The organism is Streptomyces sp. NPDC002476 (assembly GCF_042889785.1).
Taxonomy (GTDB): domain Bacteria; phylum Actinomycetota; class Actinomycetes; order Streptomycetales; family Streptomycetaceae; genus Streptomyces.
Genome location: NZ_JBIARH010000040.1, coordinates 15561 through 41400, shown reverse-complemented (window position 1 = coordinate 41400; position 25840 = coordinate 15561). Strand labels below are relative to the sequence as shown.

The window sequence follows — 25840 nt, the reverse complement described above, 5'->3', positions numbered from 1 at the left end:
CACGCTCCCTCCGCCCCGCGCCCCGCCGCCCACGTCCACCCTCCCCGTGCGCACCGTCCCCGAGTCCCCCGTACGGCACGCCGTCCCCGCCACCCGGCGCGGCTTCTGTTCCCGTTTTCCGCCTCCCGCCTCCCCTTCCGTCCCCCGCTTTCCGTCCTGCGCTTTCCGTCTCCCGTCCTCTGTCTGCCGTTCTTCTGTCTGCCGTTCGTTCTTCTGTCTGCCGTTCTTCAGGCTTCCGGCCGCAGTGCCTCCTTCAGCCGCCGGACGGGGGAGTGTCAGCGGGGGCGGGGGCAGGGGCTTCCGTGGTCAGGTGGCGTCGGGCGAAGTCGAGCTCCAGGCGGACCTGCTTGATCCGCTCCTCCACGACCAGCGAGCCGTGCCCCGCGTCGTACCGATAGACCTCGTGCACGGCGTCGCGCCCCTTCAACCTGTCCACATAGTTCTCGATCTGGCGGATCGGGCAGCGCGGGTCGTTGACCCCCGCCGAGATGTGGACCGGCGCCCGGACGGCGTCGACGTACGTCAGCGGGGACGAGGCCGCGAAGCGCTCCGGGACCTCCTCCGGTGTGCCGCCCAGCAGGGTGCGGTCCAGCGCCTTCAGGTCCTCCATCTCGTCGTGGTACGCCGTGACGTAGTCGGCGACCGGCACGGCCGCCAGGCCCACCGCCCAGGCTTCCGGCTGGGTGCCGAGGCCCAGCAGGGTCAGATAACCGCCCCAGGAGCCACCGGCCAGGACCAGCCTCGCCGGGTCGGCGAGCCCCGAAACCACCGCCCACTCCCGCACCGCGGCGATGTCCTCCAGCTCGATCAGGCCGATCCGGTGCTTGAGCGCGTCCGTCCAGGCTCGGCCGTACCCGGTGGAACCCCGGTAATTGACGCGGACGACCGCATAGCCGTGGTCCACCCACGCGGCGGGCCCGGACGCGAAGGCGTCGCTGTCGTGCCAGGTCGGCCCTCCGTGGATCTCGAACACCGTGGGGAACGGCCCCTCGGCCGGGGCGGCGGGCCGCTGCACGAGTGCGTGGACCCGGCCGCCGGGCCCGTCCACCCATACGTCCTCCACCGGCACGGACGCCGGGGCCTTCCGGCCGGGCGGATCGAGCACCACCGCGCCCGAGGTCGACCGGATGACGGGCGGCTGCGCGGCCGATGACCACAAGTACTCCACCGTGCCGTCCGGCCGGGCCGTGGCACCCGAGACCGAGCCCGCGGGGGTCTCCACCCGGACGGGAGGAGCGCCCGCCCCCGGCTCGTACCGCCACAGATCGCTGCGGGCCTCGAACCCGTGCACGACCAGGAGCGCGGAGGCGTCCGGATACCACTCGGCGCCCACATCGCCCGGCAGATCCATCCCGAGGTCCGTCTCCGTGCCCGTCACCGGATCCCAGATCATCGGCTCCCAGCGCCCGCGACGCTGATGTCCGACCAGCAGCCTGTTGTCACCGGCGACGGGCGCGAAGCCGAGCACGGACAACCCCAACTCCTTCGTGCCGCCCGCGGTGTCGTCCAGCTCCGCGACCGTGGACCCGTCGGGCCGCACCACGCGCAGCGCGGAGTGCATCGCGTCGCCGTGCTCGGTGTGCTCCAGGGCGATCAGCATCCCGTCATGGCTGAGATCGCCGACGCCCGCCGACTCGCGATGGCGGTAGATCTCGACGGGGGCGGCCCCGGGGCGCACGACATGGATCGTCGTCCCGTCCTCGTCGGTCGAGCGGCCGATCACCGCCGTACCGTCCCGCCCGATCGCGAGCCCCGCCGGGTACGAGGGGGCGAGACCGGGCGCCGCCGGTTCGTCCGCGGGCCCCTCGCCGTCGGCGCCGTGGAACGGCTGACGCATCCACACCCCGAACTCGTCCCCGTCGGTGTCGTCGAACCACCAGATCGACTCGCCGTCCGGCGTCAGCACGCCCTCCGTCGTCCCGTTCGGCCGGTCGGTGACCTGGCGCTGCTCCCCAGTGGCGCGGTCCCATGCGTACAGCTCGTACGTCCCCGTCGCGTTGGAGACGAACAGCGCGCGGTCCGGCGCTTCCTCGGCCCAGTCGGGCAGCGACACCCGGGGCGCACGGAAGCGCTGCTCCCACACCGGCACGGACGCGCCCGCCGCCTCCTCGCCGACCGCATGTGCTCCGGCCTCGTTGCCGACCGGTGCTGTTCCGGCTCCATCGGCGACCGCCCCCGCTCCGCCCCCGTCGGCGACCGGGCTCCCGGTCCCCGCCACACGCGCATCGGTCGCGGACGCACGCCCCGGCACGGCCGGGGACGTCGGCCCGTGCTCGGCCGCGGACGCCTGCCCGGACCCGGTCGGGGACGCCTGTCCGGACTCGGTCGTGGGCGCGGGGGCGGTCGCCCGCGAGATGGGAGCCGTCGAGCCAGTGATCTCAGTCATGGTCCCCATTCTGCGCCGGAACGCCGACAATTCGTTCGCATCGTCCTCAGCCTGTGGATAACCTCTCCGGCATGCATGCAGAGACCCCCGCCGACTGGCGCCAGGCCAACCGTGCACGCTGGGACGAACGGGTCCCCATCCACACCGCGAGCGATTTCTACGAACTCGACTCCTTCCGCGCGGGCAAGGACGCACTGCGCGACTTCGAGCGTGCGGAGGTCGGTGATGTCACGGGCAAGTCGCTGCTGCATCTGCAGTGCCATATCGGAGTGGACACCCTCTCCTGGGCACGGCACGGCGCGGCGCGCGTCGTCGGGCTGGACTTCTCGGAACCGGCCGTCGGGACGGCGCGCCGCCTGGCCCGCGAGATTGGACTTCCCGAAGAACGGGCGGCGTTCGTCACCGCCGATGTCCACGACGCCGCCGAGGCCGTCCCGGACTCCTCGTACGACATCGTCTACACCGGCACCGGCGCATTGAACTGGCTTCCCGACACCCGACGTTGGGCTGAGGTCGCCGCGTCGCTCGTCGCGCCGGGCGGTTTCCTCTACCTCGCGGAGTTCCATCCGATCACCGACTGCCTCGACGACTCGACCGGCAGGGAGATCGTCCACGACTACTTCTGTCGCGACGCGTGGGTGGAAGAAACCCCGGGCACGTACACGGACTTCGACGCGCCGACCGTCCACAACCGCAGTGTCGAATGGCAGCACCCGATTGGTGATGTGGTGTCGGCACTGGCCGCGACGGGCCTGCGGATCGAGTTCCTGCATGAGCACGATGTCTCGCTCTTCGCCCGGTTCTCGGCGCTGGAGCGGCAGGACGACGGCTTCTACCGCTTCCCCGCCGGCCGCCCGCGGATCCCGCTGATGTATTCGATCAAGGCGTCGCGCCCGTCCGAGTCCTGACGGCCCATCGCATGCCCTCGACCGTCTGCTCTTTCCCCGCCGCTTCCAGCCCGCCCACAGGCCAGTTCCGGCCAGGACCGCCGAGCGTACGGGCGCGGACCCGTAAGAGGCAGAGGCCGAAGGCCGCGGCGGGCCGGCCGGAGGCTCATGCTTCCGGCCGGCCCGCCCGTCGTACCCGGGCGCACGTGCATTCCGCGCGCGACTCTTCGACTTTTCGCCCTTCGCTTTCCAGCCTTCCAGCCTTCCAGCCTTCGACCCTCCGAATTCGGCTCTCGGGCTTCGCCGTCGGCCGCGTACTACGCCGCCGAGCGGAAGGCCGGAAGGTAGCCGCCCGACTGCCCGGCCGCCTTGGGGTGGTACGAGTTGTAGACCGGGACCGACACACTGTGGAGCCACGCGTCGCCGGAGCACAGCTCGTGCCCGGTGAACTCGTCCACCACGCTGGAGTACGTGAACCCGGCGTCGGCGGCCTGCTTGGCGATGACCCCGTTCAGGACGTCGGACGCGTTGTTGATGGTCGCGCGCTTCTTCTCGGAGAGCCCGGCGACACAGCTGCCGCTCAGCTTGTAGAAACGCGGGTACCCCAGCACCACCACATGAGCCTTCGGGGCACGGGTCTTGATGGAGCCGTAGAGCGAACTCAGACGTGAAGGCAGGGAGTTCTGCACCTGGGACACGGCCGAGGCGACACTGCTCAGGCAGGCGGCCTCGCTGGACAGCACGCAGTCCTGCATGACATCGGCGAAGCCCACGTCGTTGCCGCCCGCGGTGACGCTGACCAGACCGGTGGACGAGCTGAGTGCACCCAGCTGAGTGCTCACCACGGAGCTCGTCGTGGCGCCCGAACAGGCGACGAAGGTGAACGAGGAGGGCGAGTTGGCGGCGGCCCAGAGGTAGGGGTAGGCATTGGTGCTCCGACGGCAGTCACCGCTGTCGGAAAGGTAGCTTCCCGCGCCGACGCCGGAGGAATACGAGTCGCCGAGAGCGACGTAGCCACCGGTGGCTATGGAGTTCGCCGAGGCCGGCTGGGCGACGCCCAGAGCAGCCGCGGCGGCGAGGACCAGAGTGGAAGCGGACGCCCAGAAACGCCGTACTGACATGGCTGTCAGCCCTCCGAAGTGTGGGGAATGGGTGGGGGGTGATGGGGCGCCATGTTTCTAGCAGCTCTGGGTACTGGCCGGTAATAGCTGAGCAAGAACTGGTCTGATATGCCCGAATGATCGTTCGGGTATGTGAGCTCCGCGCGTAGATAAACCTCTGGCCGCACCTGAGAAGGGTGTTTTTCGGCTCACTTGCCGACCCCGCCGAACCGTCCGCCGAGCCGCCGTGAGGGGTGTGCCGGGCGTCGCGGCCGGTCGTCAAGGCCGGAACCGGCCTTGGATGGCAGGCCCTCGACGTGGCGGGACCCCCGACGTGGCGGGGCCCCCGAGTTGCAGGGGTCTTGAGCGACGAGAGGGGGCAGGGTGTCGGCGGAGCCGGGCGGCAGGGGGTGTGGGCGGAGGGAGGCCCGAGCGGCAGAAGGTCCAATCGTCGGGGCCCGGTCGCCGGGCGCGGGCATCAGAAAACCGCCCTCCGTGGTGGCACCCCTGCGCGGGGCGCCGCCACGGAGGGCGGTGGGTCTGGATCTACGGGTTCAGTTGTCGCGGCCTACGGAGATCAATTGTGGCCGAACCTCCGCTGCTTCCGGTGGGAGACCTGCTCCGAGATCGAACGCACCGTGTCCTCGGTGGAGGCCGGCTGCGTCTTCTCCTTCGTGTCCGGGGCGGTACTGCGTTCATGGCCACCGGTGCGGGCGCCGCGATTCTGCCGACTCTGCTTCTTGCCCACGATCGTGCCTCCTGTAGCGGATCTCGGACGATGGGCCACTTTTAGATTCGCATATGCGTACGAAATGTGCATGTCGGGCGCGGGCTGCAGGGTGTGCTTCCGGGCGGGTGGCAGGCGCCGTGGGCGGCGCCCTGGGCGCAGACCCCGACGGGTGTCGCGACGGGCGTCGCGGTGGGGTCGCGACAGGTGGTGCGACAGCCGGTGGGGCCGGGACCGGGCAGAGGCGGGACGGCTCGTGCGGCAGGCGGTGTGACGCCTCCGTCGCCGTCCGCGATCCGCACCGCCGCTCCCGCCGATAATTCGAATGCGGTTCGCCCCCGTCGGGCATATGGTCGACGGCTGTGGAACCGCTCAGTGAGAAACAGATCCGCTCATCCTTCGTGAACTGCACCAAGGGGGAAGCGGCCCGGCTCCGGCTGCCACTCGATTTCGCCGAACTCCCCTGGGCGGAACTGGACTTCCTGGGATGGGTGGATCCCGGAGCACCGTTGAAGGCGCACCTGGTGCTGCCCCGTGCGGAGGGCCCGTTGGGGCTCTCGCTGCGGGTTCCTTCCATGAGGCGTACCAGCGCCGTGAAGTCCAGCCTCTGCCAGATCTGCCTGACCGGCCACGCCTCCTCCGGCGTCACTCTGCTCGCCGCGCCTCTGGCGGGCACTCGCGGACGCGAGGGCAACACGATCGGCATCTACATCTGTGCGGACCTCGCCTGCCCCCTGTACGTGCGCGGCAAGCGGCAGCCGAAACTGCGCGCCGGACGCTACGAGGAGACCCTCGGCCTGGACGAGCGCCTGGCCCGCATGTCGGAGAACCTGGACGCCTTCGCGGCCAAGGTCACCGCGGGGTGAACCGGGCGGACGCGACGGCTGCCCGCCGGCGCGGCCCGCCTACGTGCCGAGCAGGACGCGAGGGGCGGGCACAGGCTCCGGCTTCAGCCGCTCACCACGTTCCGAACCGCCGCGAGGAAGTCCTCCGTCAGCGGATGTGTGGGGTGGACGGGACGGGCGAGGTAGTCCGTGGCGGCGGGGGGCGTCGGAGACCGGGATGAAGCGGACGCCCGGGTGGCCGTGACTCTCCGCCGTGCCGACCGCGCCGAGGCCGAAGGCACCACCGGCGGCGCAGGCGCGGGCGGCACGCTGGGCGGCGCGGTGTGCCGGGTATTCGTGGCGCGCGGGCACGAGGTGATCGGCGCGGGCCGGGCCAGACCGTTCGCCCCTCCTCTACCGCGTGGGGCCGGACAGATCCCCCACCAGCAGCTCAAGAGCCGCCTCCTCATGGAGTGCCACGCCGAGCGCGGCCATGGCGGGCGCGAGCCCAGGGTCCCAGTCCGCCTCGACGGGGCGGCCGTCGAGAGGTAGTTGTGGGACACCCTCCGCCTGGCCGGCAGCGGCGAGGCGTTCGTAGTCCTCGGCGCCCATGCGCCACGGCAGGGCTCCGTAGCGGCGGATGACCCGGTTGGCGAGCGCGATGCCCGGCCAGTCGAAGTCGCCGTGGTAGGCGAAGCAGCAGCCGGTGGAGGCGAGGGCGTCGAGGAGGGTGAAGACCACCGTCGCGGCGCTGCCGGAGGTGCAGACCAGGGCTCCGGAACAGGCCGCATCCGCTGCGGCTTCCACCACGCGCGGGTTCTCGCAGATGTGGACGACGGTTCCGGCGGGGAGCCGGAGCCGCAGGCCGAGCAGATCGCGCGGCGTCAGGTGGGTCTCGGCGTGGTGGGCGGCCCGCTCTCGCAGTGACCTCGCACGCCAGTCCTCGCCGACGGGCCGGAGGCCGTAGGTCAGTACCGTGCTGGAGACCTCGTCCGGTGTGACGGAGACCAGCCGCCACAATGCGCGTCGGGCGGCCGCGTTGCCGGGGAGCTCTGTGTCGTGGGCCAGGGCGATGCCGCGCTGGACGAGGCGGGCGAGCCAGGTGCCGTCGTCCAGGCCGTGCGCCGAACCCGTCGCCGCCGCGGCCAGCTCGCCGCGGCCCCGCGATCCGGTGCGTTCCGGATCGAGCAGCACGGTGAGTACCAGGACCGCTTGCTGAAGTGTCCGTACGGCCGCTTCGGACGTCACCCCTTTCGGAACTCCGGTGCGACGCAGCACGTCGGACCACCGCCGCGTCCACTCCTGCTCGGCCAGCGGAGAGGCGCCGAGGGCCGAGTCGAGCGACGACCACACGTGCCGTCGTCGTGCCGCGCTGTCCTCGCGGGCCGCGCGACGGTCGGTGAGCGGAGGACCGAGTGCTTCCACGACCTCCTTGAGCCCGAGCCCCGCGGCCGAGGTGCGCAGGCGTTCGTCGAGCGCGTCGAGCCGCACGGTCACGGCCGTACCCGTGAGGGGTTTTTCCAGCAGGAGTGACAGGTCGTTCCGTTCCTGGGCGCTCACCGCGGTCAGCCGGAGGGAGCCGGTGGACTGTACGCCGTTGCGTTCCAGACGTTTGCGTGCCTCGCCCCAGAGCCGGGCGAGACCAGGGCCCGCCAGCCAGTCGCGTGTGGCGGGTGGGAGTCCGCTCATACCGACGCCAGACGCCGGTGCCGACCGTTCCACGTGTAGTGCAACGTGGCCACCCCGCGCACATGGGGGTCGCGGAGGCACTCGTAGATGTGCAGGGACGGAACCCCGGCCCAGTTGCCCATCAACCGCTCGCTCGTGAGGACGAAATCGAGATCCAGGTCGACAAGGATGCGGCCCAGGCGGCCGTGTGTGGGTTCGTCGACCTTGGCGAAGGCGTCGTCCAGGAGAATCAGCCGAGGCGCGTGCGGGGCCGACTCGGCGAGGCTGGTGAAGTGCGCCGCAGCGGCTGCGAAGAGCACGAGGTACGAGAGCACGCGCTGCTCTCCCTGGCTCAGGCCGGTACGGCCGGTCAACTTCCTCCTGCGCCCGGGGGCGGCGTCCTCGACCACGAAGGTGTGGAAGCTGAACCACGCGCGGTAGTCCAACGCGGTCCGCAGATGGGCTGTGTATCCGGCCGAAGGATCGGCGCGGCGAGCGTCCTCGATGCGGCGGTGCAGTACCTCACGCAGTTGCTCGGTCTGCTCGCGCGTTCGGAGGCTCGACGGGCTGCGCAGCAGTTCCACGGCTGCCCGCACGTCCGCATCCACGTCCTCGTCGAGCTTCCACAGCAGTTCTACGCCGAGGCCGTGCGAGGTCCGTACGGTCTTCAGAGTGTCGTTGAGAGCTGCGACCAGGTTGGCCGCTGTGATGACCTGTGTGGAGAGATGGTCGCCGAGCTCGCCGGTCAGGAACCGCTGGAACACCTCGCTCTCGCGCTCGGTCAGCCGTCCTCTCGCCTCCGCGGACTGTACGGCGATCCGCTCGCCCACGACCGCGACATCGTGCGAACCATGGTCGTCGAGCAGACGGCACACCTTGATGCCGTCGCGCTCGTCGAGCTGTGCGTCGTAGCCGCCTGCCAGTTGATCGCGCAGCGCCGTGTGCCGTTTGAGGAGGGTGTCGTCCGACACCTCGCCCCGCGAACCGACGAGGACTTGCCCGACTGCCTCCGCCAGTGCACGCAGCGCGCGCAGGCGGTCACGGACGTTCGAACCGGGATTGTCCGAGACATGGCCGGGCAGGGAGGACCGGTCCAGCCCTGCCCCGTTGACGACCTCCGGACGGCTGAGAGCCTCGCGGAGAGTGCGGCCGGTTTCGATGACGGCCGTCTCCTGCTCCGCCAGTTCCTCGCGCAGACGCTTCTCCTCCTCTTCCGCACGCACGCGTCGATCGCGCAGTTCGTTGTGGGCGTGCTCCGCCGCCGGGATGGCGCCCGCGGCATGCGCGACACGCTGCTTGGCATCCTGCTCGTCGGCGAGAATCTCCTCCTCGGATGATCCGACGGCCGCCTCTCGGGTCTGGAGATCCTGTTGCGCGGTGCGTAGTTGCCGGCGGCGAAGCCGATAGCCCTCTTCCGCCTCCGAGCGTCCCTCTCGGGCCCGTGTGTACCGCCGGTCGTCCGCCTGACTTCCGCCGAGCCGAGCGACCGTACCGCTGACCGCCCTGCGCAGGTGGCCGATACCGGTGAGCAGGGCCGCCAGCGCGGTGCGTACGCGGTCCAGGGCGGCGGCATCGGTGGGCAGGTCATGGGCGGTCGCGGTGGCGTCCGCCTCGGTGCGTGCCGAGACCGCGAGAGCGCGGGCCTCCTCGGCCAGCCGCGCAGCGCGGGTCGCCTTGGCGGTCAGGTCCCGCAACGCCTTCTCGGCCGACGTGGTCCTGCTCCAGGCGCCGGAGAGCTGCCGCGCCCGGGGGAAGTTGCGTTCCGCGAGAGTGAGGGCCCGCCGCCTGGAATCGGCTGTGGCGAGTTCGCTACGGGCATCGGTCAGGCGCTGCTCCGTCCGCGTGAGCCGGTCCTCCAGCTCGGCGAGTACGCGCCGCCGGGTCTCCGCGCGTACGGCTGCTCCCACGTACTCGGCGACGCTCTTGTGGTGCCGGCCACGCAGGGCCCCCAGACGCCAGCTTCCGTCGAAGTGGACCGTGCTGGCGGCGGCGGTCTCCGAGGCCGGTGCGAGCACGATGGCTGACAACAGGCGCTCCACCTGCTCGGACGTGATGCCGCACTCCGGCCGCGGGACCGGGCGCAGGGCCGAGGAGAGGTCCTGTGCTCCCGGCGGCAGTTCGAGGCCCGGCTGGAAGAGGGTGTCCCGGGTGAGCGGGTCGAGAAGGGCACCGTCCGCGCTGACCCACGCGTCGAGGATTCCGCTCCCCTCCAGCGCCGCCTCCAGGCCGGCCCGTTCGGCGGAGGCCAGGTGCTCCGCGAAGTCCACCAGCCGGTAGAAGGGCGCTCCGTCGGCGGGATTCCTTTCCGCGGTGCGGTGGTACGGGGCCGGAGGCTCGGGGTCGGCACGCCGCTCCCACTCCTGCCTCTCCTCGGCCAGGCGGTCGATCTCCTCGCCGAGCCGGCCGACGCCGAGCGCCAGTGCGTCACGGTGCCGGGTGAGGTCATCGGCGTACGGCTCCAGGGCCGCGTGGGCCGTCTGCCGCGCGCGGGTGTCGGTGTCCGGTGAGAGCACGCGGTCCGGGAACGGCGCGTCGGCGTTCGTCGCGCAGGCTACTTCAGCGAGGACGGCATCCAGCGGCGGGCAGTCGGGCCCCGCTGCGGTCCGCGTTTCCTCCACCCACGTGGCGATCTCGTCGGCGTACCCTCGGCTCTCCTCCGCGACCTTCTCGCGACTGAGTTCGAGACAGTCGGCGGCCTCTTCCGCCTCGCTCTCCAGCCGTTCCCTCTCCGTGTCGGCCTGCGCCGCCCGGGTCCGGGCTTCGTCGGCCGCCGAGGAGAGACGGGCCACCTCCTGGGCCATCCGCTCCCGGTTCCGTACGACAGCTTCGGCGTCTCCCAGTCGCCCGTGCCAGGACCGCAGCCCGGCCTCTGTCGTGGCCGTGTCCACGCGAACCACCGGCCGGTGCCGTACGGTCTGCGGTTCCCCGTCCGGGCCGGCCAGCTCAGTCTGCGTCGCCTGGGAGCGGACCGTGCGCGGCAGTGCCGGCGCGTCGCCGAGATGTCCGGTGGGAAGCCCCGCCTTCTCCGCCTGGCCCAGCAGCTCCCGGTGTTCGGTGCCCAGCTCGGTGAGCCGGCTGCCCAGGTCCTCGACGCCCTCGGCCAGCCGTTCGGCCGCGCCCTCTTCCGCCTCGTGCGCGCTGCGCAGAGCGGTGAAGGCCGTCATGGCCGTGGTGTGCAGGGCCTCCACGGTGCTGCGGCGCTCCGACAGTTCGCGCAGGCTGCGGTAGGCGTGACTGGCATGCAGAGCGGCAAGGTCCGTCCGGGCGGCCTCTTCCTCCTCATGGAGCGTCTCCAGCCCGGCTTCCGCTTCCTCCTCCTGACGCTTCAGATCGCCCGTGCGCTGCGCGGCGTCCCCGGCCGTCCGGCGTCGCCGGGAGAGGGCGTCGAGTTCCCGGTTCACGTCCCGGGCCGAGGCGCGCAGAACACCGGCGAGGTAGCGGCGGTAGTCGGCGAGGAACGTGCGCAGTGCCGCGTCGGTACGTTCCAGGCGGCCGAGTTCACTTCGTACGGTGTCCAGGTCGTGGAGGTTGCGTGCCACCTTCTCGACCACGTCCTCGTCGAGGCCCGGCAGGGTCTCGCTCAGCAGGGTTGCCAGGCCGCCGTGCTCGATGCGGTCCCCGACCGTGGGGCGCCGCAACCGGTGGAGGAGCTGGGTGAGGTTGCGGTAGCGCGTCGCGTCGGCGATCCCGAAGAGGTCCCGTGCCACGCGGGCACGGTGCTCGACCGCTCGGTCCGTCGCGTTGTCGGAGCCGACGATCTCCTTGAGCCGGTCGACGGGAAGCGGCTTGCCCGCCTCGACCAGGTGCAGATCCTCACCGACGCGCTGCGGGGTGACGAAGAAGGTCGGCACGGCCTTCTGCGCCGACTTCGAGGCCCGGACGGCGGCGCCGAGCGTCAGATAGCGGTGGTCGCCGCCCTCGCCCGTACCCCGGAACTCCACCCACAGGTAACCGAGGCGGTTGGTCTGCTCGAAGCCGTCCAGCATCAGCCAGGCGAGCGTCGTCCGCCCCGTGCCGGTCGCGTCCAGGGCCCGGGAGTCGCCGTCCAGGAGGTACGGGAGCAGCATCTCCAGGGCCTTGGACTTGCCCGCCCCGTTCTTGCCGCGCAGCAGCAGCCGCCCGTCACCGAAGGCGAACTCCTGCTCGTCGTACTGCCAGACGTTCTGGATGCCCGCGCGGTGCAGCCGGAAGCGGGTGCTCGCTGTCGTGGCCGACGGGCCGGAGCGCGGCAGCGGGACGAGGTCACGCGCATCGGTGGTCATAGCGGCAACTCCTGCTGTGCGTCGGCGACGTGGGGTCTCGCGCCGGCCGTACGCACGGTGACGCGGGTGGCGTAACGGGCCGCCGCGGCGAGCAGTACCCAGCCCTTGCCGCCGGGCCGGGCTTCACGGACGTCGGTGACCTGGCGGCCTTCCGGCAGCTCTTCGGCGTATCTCTCCGGCAGCCCCTCCCCCTCGGCCCGCTGCGGGCCGGCGGGGGCGAGCAGCCGCATACGGGACAGCAGGTCCAGCACGGCTTCGCGCAGGGCGTCGCGATCTTCCAGGTAGCCGCGCTGCCAGTTGCTACGGCCCCCGTACTCGGCGACCAGATCGGCCAGCAGCTCGTCCACCAGACCGTCCGGAACGGCCACCCCGACGACGAGCACGCCGCCGGTCGACGGATGCCCGGGCTCGGGCGGGCGGAGCCGTTCCACCAGCCTTTCCACCAGCAACAGTGCGGCCTGGGCGACGGTCCCCGTACCGGGAAGGTGGAGATCGGTCAGCTCCTCCTCGGGGTCGACCAGCGCCACTCCCTCGGCGCGGATCTCCGTCTCCAGGCCCAGGAGTTCGAGGAACGCGTGGGCTTCCCGGCGCTGGCGGGTCCGGAGCCAGTCGCGTTCCGCGTCGGTCAGCTCGTCGAGATGGACGACCGGCGTCTCGACGAGCATCCGGCGTACGTAGGTACGCGGCCCTCCGAACCCCGGGTCCGCCGCCCGCCGGACCAGATCGGCACCATCCCGGGACTGGGCGAGCGGTCCGGCCACGATGACGCGGGCGAGCTCCCGGTCGACCGTGATCAGCGCCTCCCCGCCCGCCTCCTGGGCGATGACGCCCACGTGGCCGTGCGTCTCGACGAGGACGCCCCACTCGACGAGCTGGCGCAGGGCCGCGACCAGGGTCCGTTTGGCGGCCGCCCGACCCGTCTCCTCCAGCTCGATGTCCGCGTCGGCCGCCGCAGCCCGGATATCGGCGACGAGTTGCGACAGCAGCATCTGCTCGGGGGCGGTGACCAGCACCGACAGGGCGAGTGCGAGGCAGGCGTAGGTGTGCGGGGTGAAGGGAGTGCCGGTGGACCGCACGAGCCGGTGTCCCGACCGCGCTCCCAGCCCGGCCTTGAACAGCCGGGCGTAGGAACTGTCGACCAGGAGGCGGTAGCCGAGCACCCGTTGGAACCGTTGCCCCAGCCAGTCGGCGTGCCTGCGGACCAGCAGGAAGAGGTCGGCGTGCGGGCCGTCCGACGTGACCAGCGGGTGGGCGAGCAATAGCCGGGCGGCGGTGCGGCGTTCGGCTGCCAGGGCCACGTCGTGGGCAGAGGGAAGAGTCATGACACGCTCATCTCGGCCTTGCCGACGTGCGCCGTGCGTGACGGCGTCGCATTCGCCTCGGCACCGGTCGACTCCGCTTCGTCCGTCTCACCGTCCGTCGTCGCAGCCGTCCGGCCGACGACCAGCTCCAGTTCGTCCAGCAGCAGGTCCCCGTCGGCCGAGTGGAGAAGAGTCCGCGCGCCCGCCGTACGGTGCACGGTGAGCCGGATGCCCAGATCGGCGTCCTCGCTCCACGCCGCGCCCAGACCGAAGGCCGGGACGTCCTCCCCGGCCGGGTCGAAGCGCCGCTTGAGCTGCGCGTTTCCGAGCGCCGTGGCCAGTAGTTCCAGGAGCAGGCCGAGCGCCGCCGAAGTGAGCCGTACGTCGTCGAAACGGCCCGACGCGCTGCGCAGCTCGTCCGCCGCCGCCTTCCTGTCCGCAGCCCGCCGACGCGCTGCCTCCCGCAGCCGTTCCTTCTGCGCGGAATGGTCCTCCACCGACGCCGCGCGGCCTCGCTGGGCGCGGCTGCCCCTCTCGCGCAGCGCGACCGGGACCTCGACCACCGGGCCGGTCCACCAGCTGGTGTAGGCGGGCACCACCTCATCGGTGGCGGGCGGAATGCCCAGGTGGCGGGCACCGTACAACCCGAAGGCGGCGACGGCGATGTCGTGCGCGTCCTGCGGTGCGGCCTCGTCGAACCACCGGGCCAGCCGCAGCAGGTCCCGGCGCCGCGACATCTCCCCGGTGGCCGAGCGCAGCATCCGCTTGGCGTTGGCCAGCAGCGACTGGAGGGCCCGCAGGGTGGCGTCCCGCAGCTGGTCGACCTGGCTGCTCTGCCCGCCGGTGTCGCTGAACCAGCCGCGCAGCCCCTCCCAGTCCGCGAGCTCACGGCCCCGGCTGCGCTGCACCCGGGACTCCATGCGGCCCTCGCTCTGCGACGAAATCCCGGCGAGACCCTGGGCGTGAGCGTCCAGCCGGTCCAGCAGGGCCGGGAGGCGCGGCCAGAGCGTGTCCAGTGCCGCCGAGATACGGGGTGCGCGGAAGGCCACATCCTCCGTGATCGCCTCGACGTAGTCCAGGAGCAGTTCCTTGAAGCCCTGGTACGCGGCGCTGTCCAGGTCGTACCGGGCGAGCACTTGGCCCAGGTAGGCGTAGAAGTCCCGGACGGAGTCCGCGAACTCGGCGAACTGCACGAACAGCGTGCTGACCCGCTCCAGCCCGTCCTGCGGTGCGATACCGCCCGGCTCGGTGACCAGCTCGGCCAGCTCCCGGAGCCCGCGCTCGACCAGAGCCAGCAGCTCGTTGCTCACCTCGCGGGCGGCGTCGGCCTCGGCCAGTACCCCGTCGGCGTCCCGCTGGATGCGCTCGCCCAGCCTCGAAAGCTGGTAGCGCGCGCGGGAGCGCTGGTATTCGGTGATGCTGGATGCCTTCACCGTATGGCTGCCACGCAGGAGATTGCCCCACCGCTCCAACTGCTCCAGCCGGGCCGTGAGGGGATCGGCGTCGAGACCCGCACCCGGCCCGCCGGACTCGCGCAGCTTCGTCATGACCTCCGGGACGGCCAGGTCCGCCAGGAGCGTCCCGCAGAAGACCCGCATGATCGCGATGTACTCCAGCCGCTCCGGCGCGCTCAGGTAGGCGTACGCGTCCAGGCGTCGGCGCGTCTCGTCGGAGCCGGGTGCCGATGGCGCTTCGCCGGATTCCGGCGGAGTGCCGGGTGCGGGTTCCTCCATGGCTGCGAGGTTACGTGGAGGGTCTGGCGGGTGATGGGGGGTGGCCGGAATTGGTTCAGGGGAACTTGTTGATCTCTCGCTGAGCCGAGACCGCTGCGGAGAGCCGCATGTCTGCTCAGCCGACCCTGGCCGTGCTTCGCGGCTTCCACTGCGAGCACACCCCCAGCAAGAGCCGCATCCTCGCTCTCGTCCACCACTGAGAGGGCCCTGCTTCGCTGCAGGCCATCTCATCTGTCGGCAACCCGAGCTCGCGCAGCAGGCAGTAACGACGACGCGGACGAGGACAGTGATGTCGATGAGGTCACCCGCGCCGTGCGCACCCCGAACGATGCACAGCTCGCTGACCTGGCCGGCCCAGTCATTCGAGGGATGGTTCAGGAAGTCAGGCTCTTGCGGCGGACCCTGGAGTACGTGGTGCTCTCGGGTCCGCTGCAGCGGCTCCACCCGGCCGAGGTGGCCACAGCCAGCCCCTCTGCTCTCGCATCTGCGCGGTGAACACGCCGAGACTCTCGACCCTGCACCCGCAGTCCAGCACGACCTCGATGCCAAGATATGGGCTGCGAGGATTCTGCTCGCCGTCCGACTCGGGCCACCGGACCTGGTGCACATGCCCGGCCCGCCCTGTCCGCTGCACGTCGTGCCTTATGCCGGGGCCTTGGCGTACTCGTCCATCGTCGATCACGAAGAGATGGCTGGACCACTCCCCGGGCCTCTCCGCGTACAGCCCGGACTCGCCGGCCACCGCCCGCTCTTACGCCGCCGGGGCTGTGCCATGGGTGACGCTGCCGTCCTTATGGATCTCGATGCAACAGGTGGTTCGTGCGGTGCAGGGGAAGTCCCGTCCCGCCGCCGCTGCACTTCTCGGCTCCATCGCGTGCCCTCCCGATGCGCCGGACTCCAGTTCTTGGGGCCTACCCAACCAAGATCATCTCCCAGGTTTCTCCCAAACGATCACCGGAGACGCAGGAAGGGCCTGATCCTCAGTGAGGATCAGGCCCTTGACCTGGTATTTCTCTGTCGGGGTGGCGGGATTTGAACCCACGACCTCTTCGTCCCGAACGAAGCGCGCTGCCAAGCTGCGCTACACCCCGATCGTCGCCGGTCTCCCGGCGACATCGATTACTTTAGCCCACCCGAGCCCGCAGACGAAATCCGGTTTATGTCCTGCTCACGGGGCCGAGCCCGGCGGCGGGCGTGGGGCGCGGGATCAGTCGCGGGGCGTCAAGGTCAGGAGGGTCGCCTCCGGGGGACAGGCGAAGCGGACCGGGGTGTAGCGGTTGGTGCCGCAGCCCGCGGAGACATGGAGGTAGGACCGGTGGCCACCGGAGGCGTGGGAGGAGAGGCCCTTGACCCGGTCGGTGTCCAGGTCGCAGTTGGTGACCAGGGCCCCGTAGAAGGGGACGCAGAGCTGGCCGCCATGAGTGTGACCGGCCAGGATCAGGGGGTAACCGTCCCGGGTGAAGGCGTCCAGGGAGCGCAGATAGGGGGCGTGGACGACGCCGATGGAGAGGTCGGCGCCCGTTTCGGGGCCGCCCGACACCTCGGCGTAGCGGTCGCGTTTGATGTGCGGGTCGTCGAGGCCGGTGAAGGCAATGTCCAGGCCGTCGATCTTGAGATGACCGCGAGTGTTGGACAGGCCGAGCCACCCCGCCTCGTCGAAGGCGTCGCGCATGGGCTCCCACGGGTTGTGGACGGCGCCGACCACGGGAGCGTTCCCGTTGAGGCCGTGCCTGCCCTGGATCTTCTCGACGAGGTAGCGGGCGGGATTGCGGAGCTTGGGGCCGTAGTAGTCGTTGGAGCCGAAGACGTACACGCCCGGGAACCCCATCAGCGGGCCGAGCGCGTCGAGCAGCTCGGGCACGGCCTCGGGGTCGGAGAGGTTGTCGCCGGTGTTCACGACGAAGTCGGGGCGCAGACCGGCCAGCGATTGCAGCCAGGCGCGCTTCTTGCGCTGGCCACTCACCATGTGGATGTCGGAGATCTGCAGTACGCGCAACGGGCGCGCCCCCTGCGGAAGGACGGGGACGGCTACCCGCCGGAGGCGGAACGAGCGGGCCTCGAATCCGGCGGCGTAGGCGAGGCCGGCCGCCCCGATCGCCGCGCCGACTGCCGTGATTTTCAGGGGGAGTCCGTAGCGTGCGCGCATGTGTCCATCGTCGCAGACGCGGTGCCGCGCCCGAAAAGGCGGCGGGACCGGAGACCGGCGCGGCGGGGCCGGACACGCGAGTGGTGGGGCCGGGAGATGAGAGCGGTCGGAGCGTGACGGGAGTGCGGCGGCTCGGGGAAGCCGCGGCGACCCGGGAGAAACCTGCGGGCGGCGGAGGCCGTGTACCTGCCACAATCAGCACATGACCACGCTCAAGTCCAAGCTGCAGGAAGACCTCACCACGGCCATCAAGGCGCGCGACGAGCTGACCTCGTCCACGCTCCGGCTGACCCTCACCGCCATCGCGAAGGAAGAGGTCAGCGGCACGTCGGCGCGCGAGCTCTCCGACGACGAGGTGCAGAAGGTGATCGCCAAGGAGGCGAAGAAGCGCCGTGAGGCGGCCGAGGCGTTCGCCCAGGGCGGCCGGACCGAGCAGGCCGAGCGGGAGAAGGCGGAGGGCGAGATCCTCGACGCCTACCTGCCGAAGCAGCTGAGCGACGACGAGCTGGCCGCGATCGTGGCATCCGGCGTCGAGGAGGCGAAGGCCGCCGGGGCCGAGGGACCACGGGCCATGGGTGCCGTCATGAAGATCGTGACTCCCAAGGTCGCGGGGCGGGCGGACGGCGGCCGTGTGGCGGCCGCCGTGAAGAAGCTCCTGGCGGGCTGAGACCGCCGCCGCGCGGAGTGCACGCGCATGGCATGCCGAGCGCATGCGGCGTACGCGCGGATGCGCAGGGCGTCCGGATGGACGCGGATGCGCGCGGTATGGCGGATGCGAGCGGCAGGTACGACGCGACGAACGTCCGGTACGAGGCGATGAACGTCCGGTACATGTGACGAACGCGCAGCTCGTACGACCGCCGCGCGGCACACACGACGAAGGCGGGGCTCCCGGACCGGTCACAGTCCGGGAGCCCCGCCTTCGTCGTGTGCTCTGTACGGATACGGGTCAGGGCCCCTGCGTTCCGCCGTTGTCCTGGCCGCGGTGGCCGCCGTTGTTCCCGCCGATCAGGTCCGGCGAGATGGTCATGTCGGGGAACGGGTTCCCGCCGCCGGGCCGTCCGCCCGCCCCCTGACCGTGCTGGTCGGGGCGACCCTGTCGGTCGTCTCCGTCGCCGGGCCGGCCCTTGCCGGGGCCCGGCTTCTGGCTCTTCGCCGGGTCCGGGATGTTGATGGTGTTGAAGGAGGGGGCGGGCAGTCCGTTGAGGGCGCCCGTCATCGCGTCACGCCATATCGGTCCGGGTACCTGTCCGCCGTACACCTTGGCCTGGTACACGCCGCCGATGTTGATGTTCACCATCTCGACGTCCTGGGACGGGCTGCCGACCCAGACCGCGCCGGACATGTTCGGCGTGTAACCGACGAACCAGGCGTTCTTGCGGGCGTCGGTCGTACCGGTCTTGCCCGCGTTGTCGCGGCTGCCGAGCCCCGCCTGCTGACCCGTACCGGAGTCGACCACTCCGCGCAGCAGGGAGTTGACGGTGTCGGCCGTCGTCTGGGACATGGCCGTCGAGCACTTGCTCTTCGGCACGGGGAGCGACTTGCCGTCCGCCGTCCTGACCGACTCGATGGCGATCGGCGTGCAGTACGTGCCGCGGTTGGCGAAGGCGGCGTACGCGCTGGCCATCGTCAGCGGGGACAGGCCGTCGGAGCCGAGGGTCAGCGTGGACGGGTTCTGCGGCAGCTTGCTGCCGTCGCCCTGCACCACACCCAGCTTGTCGGTCATCCGGGAGACCGGGCACATGCCGATGTCCTCGAGCATCTGTACGAAGTAGGTGTTGACGGACTTCTCCATCGCCGCCTTCAGCGCGTACGGCCCCCGCTCGGACTCGTTCTCGTTCTCCAGGTGATACTTCGGCACGCTGTCGTTGACCCACGGCTTCCCGCAGGTCCGTACCGTGTCCGGGTAGTCCATCTCGTACGGGGACGAGTAGACCTGGGTCGCCGGCTTGCCGCCCTCCAGAGCCGCCGCGGCGAGGAACGGCTTGAACGTCGAACCGGTCGGGAAGCCGAAGTTCGAGCCGCCCATGTCCTTGTCGACCGAGTAGTTGTACTGGGTCTCGTTGGGCCCGAAGCCGTACGGCCTGGACTGGCCCATCGCCATGATCTTGCCCGTGCCGGGCTGGACCAGCGTCACGGCCGTCGCGACCTTGTCCGTCTTGTAGACGTGGCTCTTGATCGAGTTCTGCGCCGACTGCTGGGACTGCGGGTCGAGCGTCGTGCGGATCGTCAGGCCGCCCTGGTTCCAGATCTTGGCCCGGTCCTCCTTGGTCTTGCCGAAGGCGGGGTCGGTGAGGAAGACGTTGCGCACGTAGTCGCAGAAGAACCCGGCGCCGCTGACGGCCGTGATGCAGCCGTTCTTCGGCTTCTTGACCTTCAGCTTGATCGGGTTCGCCTTCGCCTTGTCGGCCTCGGCCTGCGTGATGGAGCCGACGTCGGCCATCCGCTGGAGCACGATGTTGCGGCGCTTGGTCGCCCTTTCCGGGGCGTTGACCGGGGCGTAGTGGGTCGGCGACTGCACGAGGCCGGCCAGCAGCGCGGACTCCTCCAGCGTCAGGTCCTTCGCCGACTTGGAGAAGTAGCGCTGGGAGGCGGCCTCGACGCCGTACGCCTGCTGACCGAAGAAGGTGATGTTGAGGTAGTTCTCGAGGATCCGCTTCTTGCCGAGCTTCTCCTCGACCTGGATCGCGTACTTCAGCTCCTGGATCTTGCGGCCCATGGTCTGCTGCGTGGCCTGCGCGACCTTGTCCGGGTCGTCGCCGGCCTCCTCGACGAAGACGTTCTTCACGTACTGCTGGGTGAGGGTCGAGGCGCCCTGCGCCGGACCGCCCGTCTGCACGTTGCGGTTCAGCGCGCGCAGGATGCCCTTGAGGTCGATCGCACCGTGTTCGTAGAAACGGGCGTCCTCGATCGCCACGATCGCCTGCTGCATGTACGGCGAGATGTCCTTCAGCTTCACCACCGTGCGGTCACGCGAATACACGGAGGCGATGAGTCCGCCCTTGCTGTCGAGGATCGTCGTGCGCTGACTCAGCGGCGGGGTCTGGAGGTTGGCCGGGATCTCGTCGAATCCCTCGACCGTCCCCTTGGTGGCGAGCCCCAGGGCTCCGGCGGCCGGCAGCGCGATGCCCGCGAGCACGACTCCGGAGAGCGCGGCGACACCGAGGAACTTGGCGGCCTGCTGGGTCGTCGAGAGACCCCCGCCCGAGCGCTTCTTTGGCATGGGGGCAGCCTACGTTCTCATTCGCCGGACACACGTATATGCCTTGGCCTAAGCTGCACTCAACTGTCACAGCAGTCCGGTTCCGCATCAACCCCCGTGCGAGATCTGGCCAGGAGTCAGGGCGCTTCCGAATTCGCCGCATGTGTCATTGAAAGTCCGTTGCGATCTAGGTGAACTGTCCTGATTTTTAGGGGATATTGGCGTATGTCCTCACCTCACTCCCCTGGGTGATCTGCCGCATACGCATAGTCCGTTCGGGCCATTCAAGATTGGGCCCGAAGGGGGTGTTGTGCTGTCGCCACCTTCCGTAACGTCCTCAACTGGCAGCGGTGAATATGCCGCTACCGCCGTGGGGGAGCCTCGATTCGGGAGAGGACGGCGCCGTGATGGGCTGGGTAACCGACTGGAGTGCGCAGGCAGCCTGCCGCACTACCGATCCGGATGAACTGTTTGTACAAGGAGCGGCACAGAACAGGGCCAAGGCGGTGTGCACCGGATGCCCGGTGCGGACCGAGTGCCTGGCCGACGCTCTGGACAACCGCGTCGAATTCGGCGTGTGGGGCGGAATGACGGAACGGGAGCGCCGCGCGTTGCTGCGCAGGCGGCCCACCGTCACGTCCTGGCGCCGGCTGCTGGAGACCGCTCGCAGCGAGTACGAGCAGTCCACGGGAGGCATCCTGCCCGTGGCGATCGGACTGGACGACGACGAACTGCACGAGAGGTACGCCGCTGTGGGATGAGGCGGGCGCAGGTGGTTACGCGGATGCGCACTCGGGCGGACGTCCGGCGTGTCCCGCCCTGATGGACGAAGCGGACTGTGCCTGACCGGTCACGCGGCCCCGCCGCCGGGCCTGGACGGTCACGTGGTCCGGCCGTCGATCGATCCGGCCGCGAGCCGGTCACCGATGGCCCTGAGGCCCGCGAGGTCGTGCACGTCACCGGGCAGTGCGGCCACTTCGGCCACGGCCACCTCGGGGTGCAGTGCGGTGAAGCTGCCGCGTGTGCGCTGCTCGCGCGCGACCACCTGCATGCGTTCCGCGTGCAGTCGCAGGAGGGCCGCCGTCAACTGCTCGACAGAGGCGGAGGCGTACGTCTTCTGGTTCGTGAGCAGGCCCGGCGCTGCGGAGACCGATGAGTTCGTGAGTTCGGGATCCGGCGCCGGATCCGGGCCCCCCGCATCCACAGCTTCCGGATTCATGCCATCCGGATCCAAGTCATCCGCATCCGTGTCATCCGGACCCGCGCCATCCGGATCTGCGGTCGATGAGGCCGGGGTTTTCGGTGAAATCGGGGTTCTCGGGGACGTTTTCGGTCCGCGGTCCTCGTCCGAATCCCGCGGGTCCCGTAGGTCTCGTGAGTCCCGGGGGTTCTGTGAGCCCTGTGATTCCCGTGAATCCTGGTCTTCTGTTTCCTCGTGCTCCCCGTGTTCCTCGTGTCCCGCGTGCTGCCGGTCTTTCCGGCGTTCCTGATGGTCCTGGTGTTCTCTGTGCTCGACGGGGGCGGCCGTGGTGGCGTTCTCGGGAGAGGCGACCGGCCAGTCGGCCGGGTCACAAAGTGCAGCCTTCCCTTCCTCCTGATCCACAATGCCGATCGCGTCGAGGTTTTCCGCGGCCGCCAGTGCGTGTTCGGCGGAAAGCCGTGCGGCATCGCTGCCGTGGACGCGATTGAGCACCAGACCGGCCAGCGGCATGTCCTCCGAGGCGAGCCGTTCCACGAAGTACGCCGCCTCGCGCAGCGCGTCCCGTTCCGGCGTCGCGACGACGAGGAACGCCGTACCGGGCGCCTGCAACAGCTTGTACGTGGCGTCGGCCCGGGTACGGAAGCCACCGAACATGGTGTCCATCGCGGCGACGAAGGTCTGTACGTCGCGCAGGAACTGGCCGCCGAGCAGTTTGCCGAGAGTGCCGGTCATCATCGACATACCGACGTTGAGGAACTTCATCCCCGCCCGGCCGCCCACCTTCGCCGGGGCCATCAGCAGCTTGATGAACTTTCCGTCCAGGAAAGAGCCGAGCCGCTTCGGCGCGTCCAGGAAGTCCAGCGCGGAACGGGACGGCGGGGTGTCGACGATGATCAGGTCCCACTCGTCGCGGGCGCGCAGCTGGCCGAGCTTCTCCATGGCCATGTACTCCTGCGTGCCCGCGAAACCGGCCGACAGAGACTGGTAGAAGGGGTTCTCCAGAATCGCGCGGGCCCGTTCGGCGTCCGCATGGGCCTCCACGATCTCGTCGAAGGTCCGCTTCATGTCGAGCATCATGGCGTGCAGTTCGCCGGCGCCCTCGCCGTCGATGCCGGGGACCCGGCGCGGGACGTTGTCCAGCGAATCGATGCCCATGGACTGGGCGAGCCTGCGGGCCGGATCGATGGTGAGGACGACGACCTTGCGGCCGTGCTCGGCCGCGCGTACGCCCAGGGCGGCGGCGGTGGTCGTCTTGCCGACCCCGCCCGAACCGCAGCACACGATGATCCGGATGCCGGGGTCGTCGAGCAGCGCGTCGGTGTCCAGCACGGGGGTCGTGTCCGCACCCGCGCCCGTCCCCTGTCTCATGCGCCCGCCCCTTGTCCGGCCCTGCGTCCGGTTCCGTGTCCCAGCCTCTCGGTACCCGGCCCTCCGGCGCCCGGGGCGTCCGCCCCCGGTCCTTCGGCCGCTTCGTCCCCCACGCCCTGCTTGCGCAGCTCCGTCGCCAGGTCGTAGAGCCCCGCCGGGTCCATTCCCTCGCCGATCAGCGGGAGTTCGTAACCCGGGAGCCCGAGCCCCGCGAGCACCGCACGCTGCTCGCGTTCCAGCTCAACCCGTTGGGCGTGCTCGGCGGCCTGCTCGACCAGGGGGCGTACGAGTCCGGCGGAACCCGTGACGCCCGCGCGGGTCAGCGACTTGGCGATCTCCTTGCGGCGTCCGCCCGCGGCCGTGCGCAGCGCGTCCTCGTCCAGCAGATGCGGTCGCACCATGTTCACGATGACCCGGCCGACCGGAAGTTCGGCGGCCTGGAGCTCGGCGATGCCATCCGCGGTCTCCTGGACCGGCATCTCCTCCAGCAGCGTCACCAGATGGACCGCGGTCTCGGGGGACTTCAGCACCCGCATGACGGACTGTGCCTGGTTGTGTATCGGGCCGATCCGGGCCAGCCCGGCCACCTCGTCGTTCACGTTGAGGAAGCGGGTGACGCGCCCCGTGGGCGGGGCGTCCATGATCACGTAGTCGTAGACGTACCGGTTCTGCTTGTCCTTGCGGCGCACGGCCTCGCATGCCTTGCCGGTCAGCAGCACGTCGCGCACGCCGGGCGCGATCGTGGTGGCGAAGTCGATCGCGCCGAGCTTCTTGAGCGCGCGACCGGCGCTGCCGAGCTTGTAGAACATCTGGAGGTAGTCGAGCAGGGCCCGCTCCGCGTCGATCGCCAGCGCATACACCTCGCCGCCGCCCGGGGCGACGGCGATCTTGCGCTCCTCGTACGGAAGCGACTCCGTCTCGAAGAGCTGGGCGATGCCCTGCCTGCCCTCGACCTCCACAAGGAGGGTGCGCCTGCCCTCGGTTGCGAGGGCGAGCGCGAGGGCGGCGGCGACCGTGGTCTTACCGGTACCACCCTTGCCGCTGACGACCTGGAACCTGCTCACGTATTCGAGCCTAACCAGTCGGGCCGCAGGCTACGCACGAGGCTGCGCGTGCCCGGGATTACACAGGCATTACAGTCGGGCCATGACCAAGTGGGAATACGCGACCGTGCCTCTGCTCGTGCACGCGACCAAGCAGATTCTGGACACCTGGGGCGAGGACGGCTGGGAGCTGGTCCAGGTCGTTCCCGGCCCGAACAACCCCGAGCAACTCGTGGCCTACCTGAAGCGGGAGAAGGCGTAGTGGCGGGCGTCGTCGAGTCGAAGCTCGCCGAGCTCGGGCTGACCCTGCCGGACGTCGTGCCGCCGCTGGCCTCGTACCAGCCGGCCGTGCGGTCGGGGGTGTACGTGTACACGTCCGGCCAGCTGCCGATGGTGGACGGCAAGCTCGCGGTCACCGGCAAGGTCGGTGCCGAGGTCACGCCCGACGAGGCCAAGGAGCTGGCGAAGACCTGCGCGCTCAACGCGCTGGCCGCCGTGAAGTCCGTCGCCGGTGATCTGGACCGGATCGCCCGGGTCGTGAAGGTCGTGGGCTTCGTCGCCTCTGCGTCCGACTTCACCGGGCAGCCCGCCGTGATCAACGGGGCCAGCGAGCTGCTGGGCGCGGTCCTCGGCGACAAGGGCGTGCACGCGCGCAGCGCGGTGGGCGTCGCGGTGCTGCCACTGGACGCTCCTGTGGAGGTCGAGGTCCAGGTCGAGCTGGCCGGGGACTGAGGCGCGGGCCCGTGAGCGTGCGGCGCACGGAAATCCCGTCGCCGTCGTTCCCGCCCCTTCCACACTGCCGGAACCCCTGCTCCCGCCCGGTCGGCACGACCGGGCGGGAGCAGGGGCGCAGCGAGCGTACGGGCGCACGTGCGTGGCTTGTGCGGCATGCGCACGGTGGCGCACAGCATGTGCAGCAGGCGCATGCCGGCATGCGTGGGCTGCGTGAACGGCGGCAGGGATGCGGGCGTGTACGCAGGTATGCAGACGCGTATGCAGGGGGGCATGTACGGATCAGCTCCCCCCTCGAACATCGGCGCGGTTCCGGATAGCCTCCGGCCATGTCGAATGGTCAGTGGTACCCACCGGAATGGCCCGACCGGATCCGGGCACTCGCCGCAGGTGAGCTGACGCCCGCGACGCCGCGGCGAGCCGCCACCGTGATGCTGCTCCGGGACCCCGCCGTCGGCACCCGGGACGCGATCGCCGTCCACATGCTGCGCCGCCGGGCCTCCATGGCCTTCGCCGGTGGTGCGTACGCCTACCCGGGCGGCGGCGTCGACCCGCGCGACGACGACCGGCTCGTGGGCTGGGCAGGGCCCCCGCTGGAGAGCTGGGCCGGGCGGCTCGGCGTCGGGACCCCGGCCGAGGCCCAGGCCATCGTGTGCGCGGCGGTCCGCGAGACGTACGAGGAGGCGGGCGTCCTTCTCGCCGGCCCGACCGCCGACAGCGTCGTCAGTGACACCACCGGCGCCGACTGGGAGGCCGACCGCGCGGCGCTGGTCGCCCGCGAACTGTCCTTCGCGGAGTTCCTGGACCGGCGCGGACTGGTGCTGCGCTCCGATCTGCTGGGCGCCTGGGCGCGCTGGATCACCCCCGAGTTCGAGCCGCGCCGTTACGACACCTGGTTCTTCGTCGCCGCGCTCCCCGAGGGGCAGCGCACCCGCAACGTCTCCACGGAGGCCGACCGCGCGGTGTGGATCCGCCCCGGGGAGGCGGCCGACGGGTACGACAGGGGCGAACTGCTGATGATGCCCCCGACCGTGTCCACGCTGCGGGCGCTCAGGCCGTACGGCACGGCGGCCGAGGCGCTGAAGGCCGCGGATTCCCAGAACCTCGCGCCTGTCCTCGCCCGGGCGAGGCTGGAGGGCGACGAGCTGGTGCTGAGCTGGCCGGGGCACGACGAGTTCACGAAGCACATCCCGAACGCGGCGGCCGCCCCGCACGGCACCGAAGGCGGCACGCGGGGGAAGGCGGCGTGGTGAGCGGCGC

The 25840-nt window shown here is 70.6% G+C and carries 19 protein-coding genes and 1 tRNA gene; 8 read left to right on the top strand and 12 right to left on the bottom strand.

All coding sequences use genetic code 11. From position 1 onward, the window contains the following. Positions 1-253: 253 nt before the first annotated feature. Entirely contained in the window at positions 254-2089 is a 1836-nt protein-coding gene (locus ACFYXM_RS30850) for a S9 family peptidase (RefSeq protein ID WP_389294326.1), read from the bottom strand. 368 nt (positions 2090-2457) lie between these two features. On the opposite strand from ACFYXM_RS30850, the gene ACFYXM_RS30845 reads away from it, so the two are divergent. After that, the gene (locus ACFYXM_RS30845; RefSeq protein WP_389294304.1) at positions 2458-3294 is read left to right on the top strand and encodes a class I SAM-dependent methyltransferase; all 837 of its coding nucleotides are present in this window, start codon (positions 2458-2460) and stop codon (positions 3292-3294) included. Positions 3295-3590: 296 nt separating this feature from the next. On the opposite strand, the gene ACFYXM_RS30840 is transcribed toward ACFYXM_RS30845, so the two are convergent. Together ACFYXM_RS30840 and ACFYXM_RS30835 are read right to left on the bottom strand one after the other, a co-directional pair. Continuing rightward, positions 3591-4394 carry an SGNH/GDSL hydrolase family protein gene (locus tag ACFYXM_RS30840; protein WP_389294302.1) on the bottom strand — a complete coding sequence of 268 codons (804 nt, stop codon included), beginning with the start codon at positions 4392-4394 and terminating at the stop codon, positions 3591-3593. A gap of 556 nt (positions 4395-4950) precedes the next feature. Beyond that, positions 4951-5121: a hypothetical protein gene (locus tag ACFYXM_RS30835; RefSeq protein WP_389294300.1), complete on the bottom strand. Its 171-nt coding sequence runs from the start codon at positions 5119-5121 to the stop codon at positions 4951-4953. Positions 5122-5462: 341 nt separating this feature from the next. Here ACFYXM_RS30835 and ACFYXM_RS30830 point away from each other — a divergent pair, with 341 nt between their 5' ends. Continuing rightward, on the top strand, positions 5463-5966 hold the full coding sequence (locus ACFYXM_RS30830) for an FBP domain-containing protein (RefSeq protein ID WP_389294298.1): 504 nt from the start codon (positions 5463-5465) through the stop codon (positions 5964-5966). A gap of 372 nt (positions 5967-6338) precedes the next feature. On the opposite strand, the gene ACFYXM_RS30825 is transcribed toward ACFYXM_RS30830, so the two are convergent. The 6 genes from ACFYXM_RS30825 to ACFYXM_RS30800 all read right to left on the bottom strand — a co-directional run bounded on the left by ACFYXM_RS30825 (position 6339) and on the right by ACFYXM_RS30800 (position 17034). Then, positions 6339-7613 carry a TIGR02679 family protein gene (locus ACFYXM_RS30825; RefSeq protein WP_389294296.1) on the bottom strand — a complete coding sequence of 425 codons (1275 nt, stop codon included), beginning with the start codon at positions 7611-7613 and terminating at the stop codon, positions 6339-6341. Beyond that, positions 7610-11854 (bottom strand): TIGR02680 family protein, encoded by a 4245-nt coding sequence (locus ACFYXM_RS30820; protein ID WP_389294294.1) that lies wholly within the window; start codon positions 11852-11854, stop codon positions 7610-7612. Before ACFYXM_RS30820 ends, ACFYXM_RS30825 begins: the two co-directional genes overlap by 4 nt. Continuing rightward, entirely contained in the window at positions 11851-13176 is a 1326-nt protein-coding gene (locus tag ACFYXM_RS30815; RefSeq protein WP_389294292.1) for a TIGR02678 family protein, read from the bottom strand. The genes ACFYXM_RS30820 and ACFYXM_RS30815 overlap by 4 nt, the downstream gene beginning before the upstream one ends. Beyond that, on the bottom strand, positions 13173-14888 hold the full coding sequence (locus tag ACFYXM_RS30810; RefSeq protein ID WP_389294290.1) for a TIGR02677 family protein: 1716 nt from the start codon (positions 14886-14888) through the stop codon (positions 13173-13175). The genes ACFYXM_RS30815 and ACFYXM_RS30810 overlap by 4 nt, the downstream gene beginning before the upstream one ends. Positions 14889-15905: 1017 nt before the next feature. Continuing rightward, positions 15906-15979, bottom strand: a tRNA-Pro gene (locus tag ACFYXM_RS30805). A gap of 116 nt (positions 15980-16095) precedes the next feature. Continuing rightward, positions 16096-17034, bottom strand: coding sequence for a metallophosphoesterase (locus ACFYXM_RS30800; protein ID WP_389294288.1), 939 nt, complete (start codon positions 17032-17034; stop codon positions 16096-16098). A 202-nt stretch (positions 17035-17236) separates the two neighbouring features. Here ACFYXM_RS30800 and ACFYXM_RS30795 point away from each other — a divergent pair, with 202 nt between their 5' ends. Further along, the gene (locus ACFYXM_RS30795; protein WP_073788274.1) at positions 17237-17701 is read left to right on the top strand and encodes a GatB/YqeY domain-containing protein; all 465 of its coding nucleotides are present in this window, start codon (positions 17237-17239) and stop codon (positions 17699-17701) included. 32 nt (positions 17702-17733) lie between these two features. Continuing rightward, positions 17734-17871 carry a hypothetical protein gene (locus ACFYXM_RS30790; protein ID WP_389294286.1) on the top strand — a complete coding sequence of 46 codons (138 nt, stop codon included), beginning with the start codon at positions 17734-17736 and terminating at the stop codon, positions 17869-17871. Between the two features lie 112 nt (positions 17872-17983). Here the strand turns inward: ACFYXM_RS30790 and ACFYXM_RS30785 are convergent, their stop codons facing one another. Then, the gene (locus ACFYXM_RS30785; RefSeq protein WP_389294285.1) at positions 17984-20257 is read right to left on the bottom strand and encodes a transglycosylase domain-containing protein; all 2274 of its coding nucleotides are present in this window, start codon (positions 20255-20257) and stop codon (positions 17984-17986) included. 386 nt (positions 20258-20643) lie between these two features. On the opposite strand from ACFYXM_RS30785, the gene ACFYXM_RS30780 reads away from it, so the two are divergent. After that, on the top strand, positions 20644-20997 hold the full coding sequence (locus tag ACFYXM_RS30780) for a WhiB family transcriptional regulator (protein WP_199883305.1): 354 nt from the start codon (positions 20644-20646) through the stop codon (positions 20995-20997). 119 nt (positions 20998-21116) lie between these two features. Here ACFYXM_RS30780 and ACFYXM_RS30775 read toward each other — a convergent pair whose 3' ends face one another. Next, positions 21117-22805, bottom strand: coding sequence for an ArsA family ATPase (locus tag ACFYXM_RS30775; protein WP_389294283.1), 1689 nt, complete (start codon positions 22803-22805; stop codon positions 21117-21119). After that, positions 22802-23869, bottom strand: coding sequence for an ArsA family ATPase (locus tag ACFYXM_RS30770; protein WP_389294281.1), 1068 nt, complete (start codon positions 23867-23869; stop codon positions 22802-22804). Before ACFYXM_RS30770 ends, ACFYXM_RS30775 begins: the two co-directional genes overlap by 4 nt. 82 nt (positions 23870-23951) lie before the next feature. On the opposite strand from ACFYXM_RS30770, the gene ACFYXM_RS30765 reads away from it, so the two are divergent. From ACFYXM_RS30765 to ACFYXM_RS30755, 3 genes are all read left to right on the top strand, one after another. After that, a complete protein-coding gene (locus ACFYXM_RS30765; protein ID WP_003967454.1) occupies positions 23952-24110 on the top strand; it encodes a DUF4177 domain-containing protein in 159 nt (52 codons plus the stop codon). Further along, positions 24110-24580 carry a RidA family protein gene (locus tag ACFYXM_RS30760; RefSeq protein WP_389294279.1) on the top strand — a complete coding sequence of 157 codons (471 nt, stop codon included), beginning with the start codon at positions 24110-24112 and terminating at the stop codon, positions 24578-24580. The genes ACFYXM_RS30765 and ACFYXM_RS30760 overlap by 1 nt, the downstream gene beginning before the upstream one ends. Positions 24581-24909: 329 nt before the next feature. After that, a complete protein-coding gene (locus ACFYXM_RS30755; protein ID WP_389294278.1) occupies positions 24910-25833 on the top strand; it encodes an NUDIX hydrolase in 924 nt (307 codons plus the stop codon). The last annotated feature ends 7 nt before the right edge of the window (positions 25834-25840 follow it).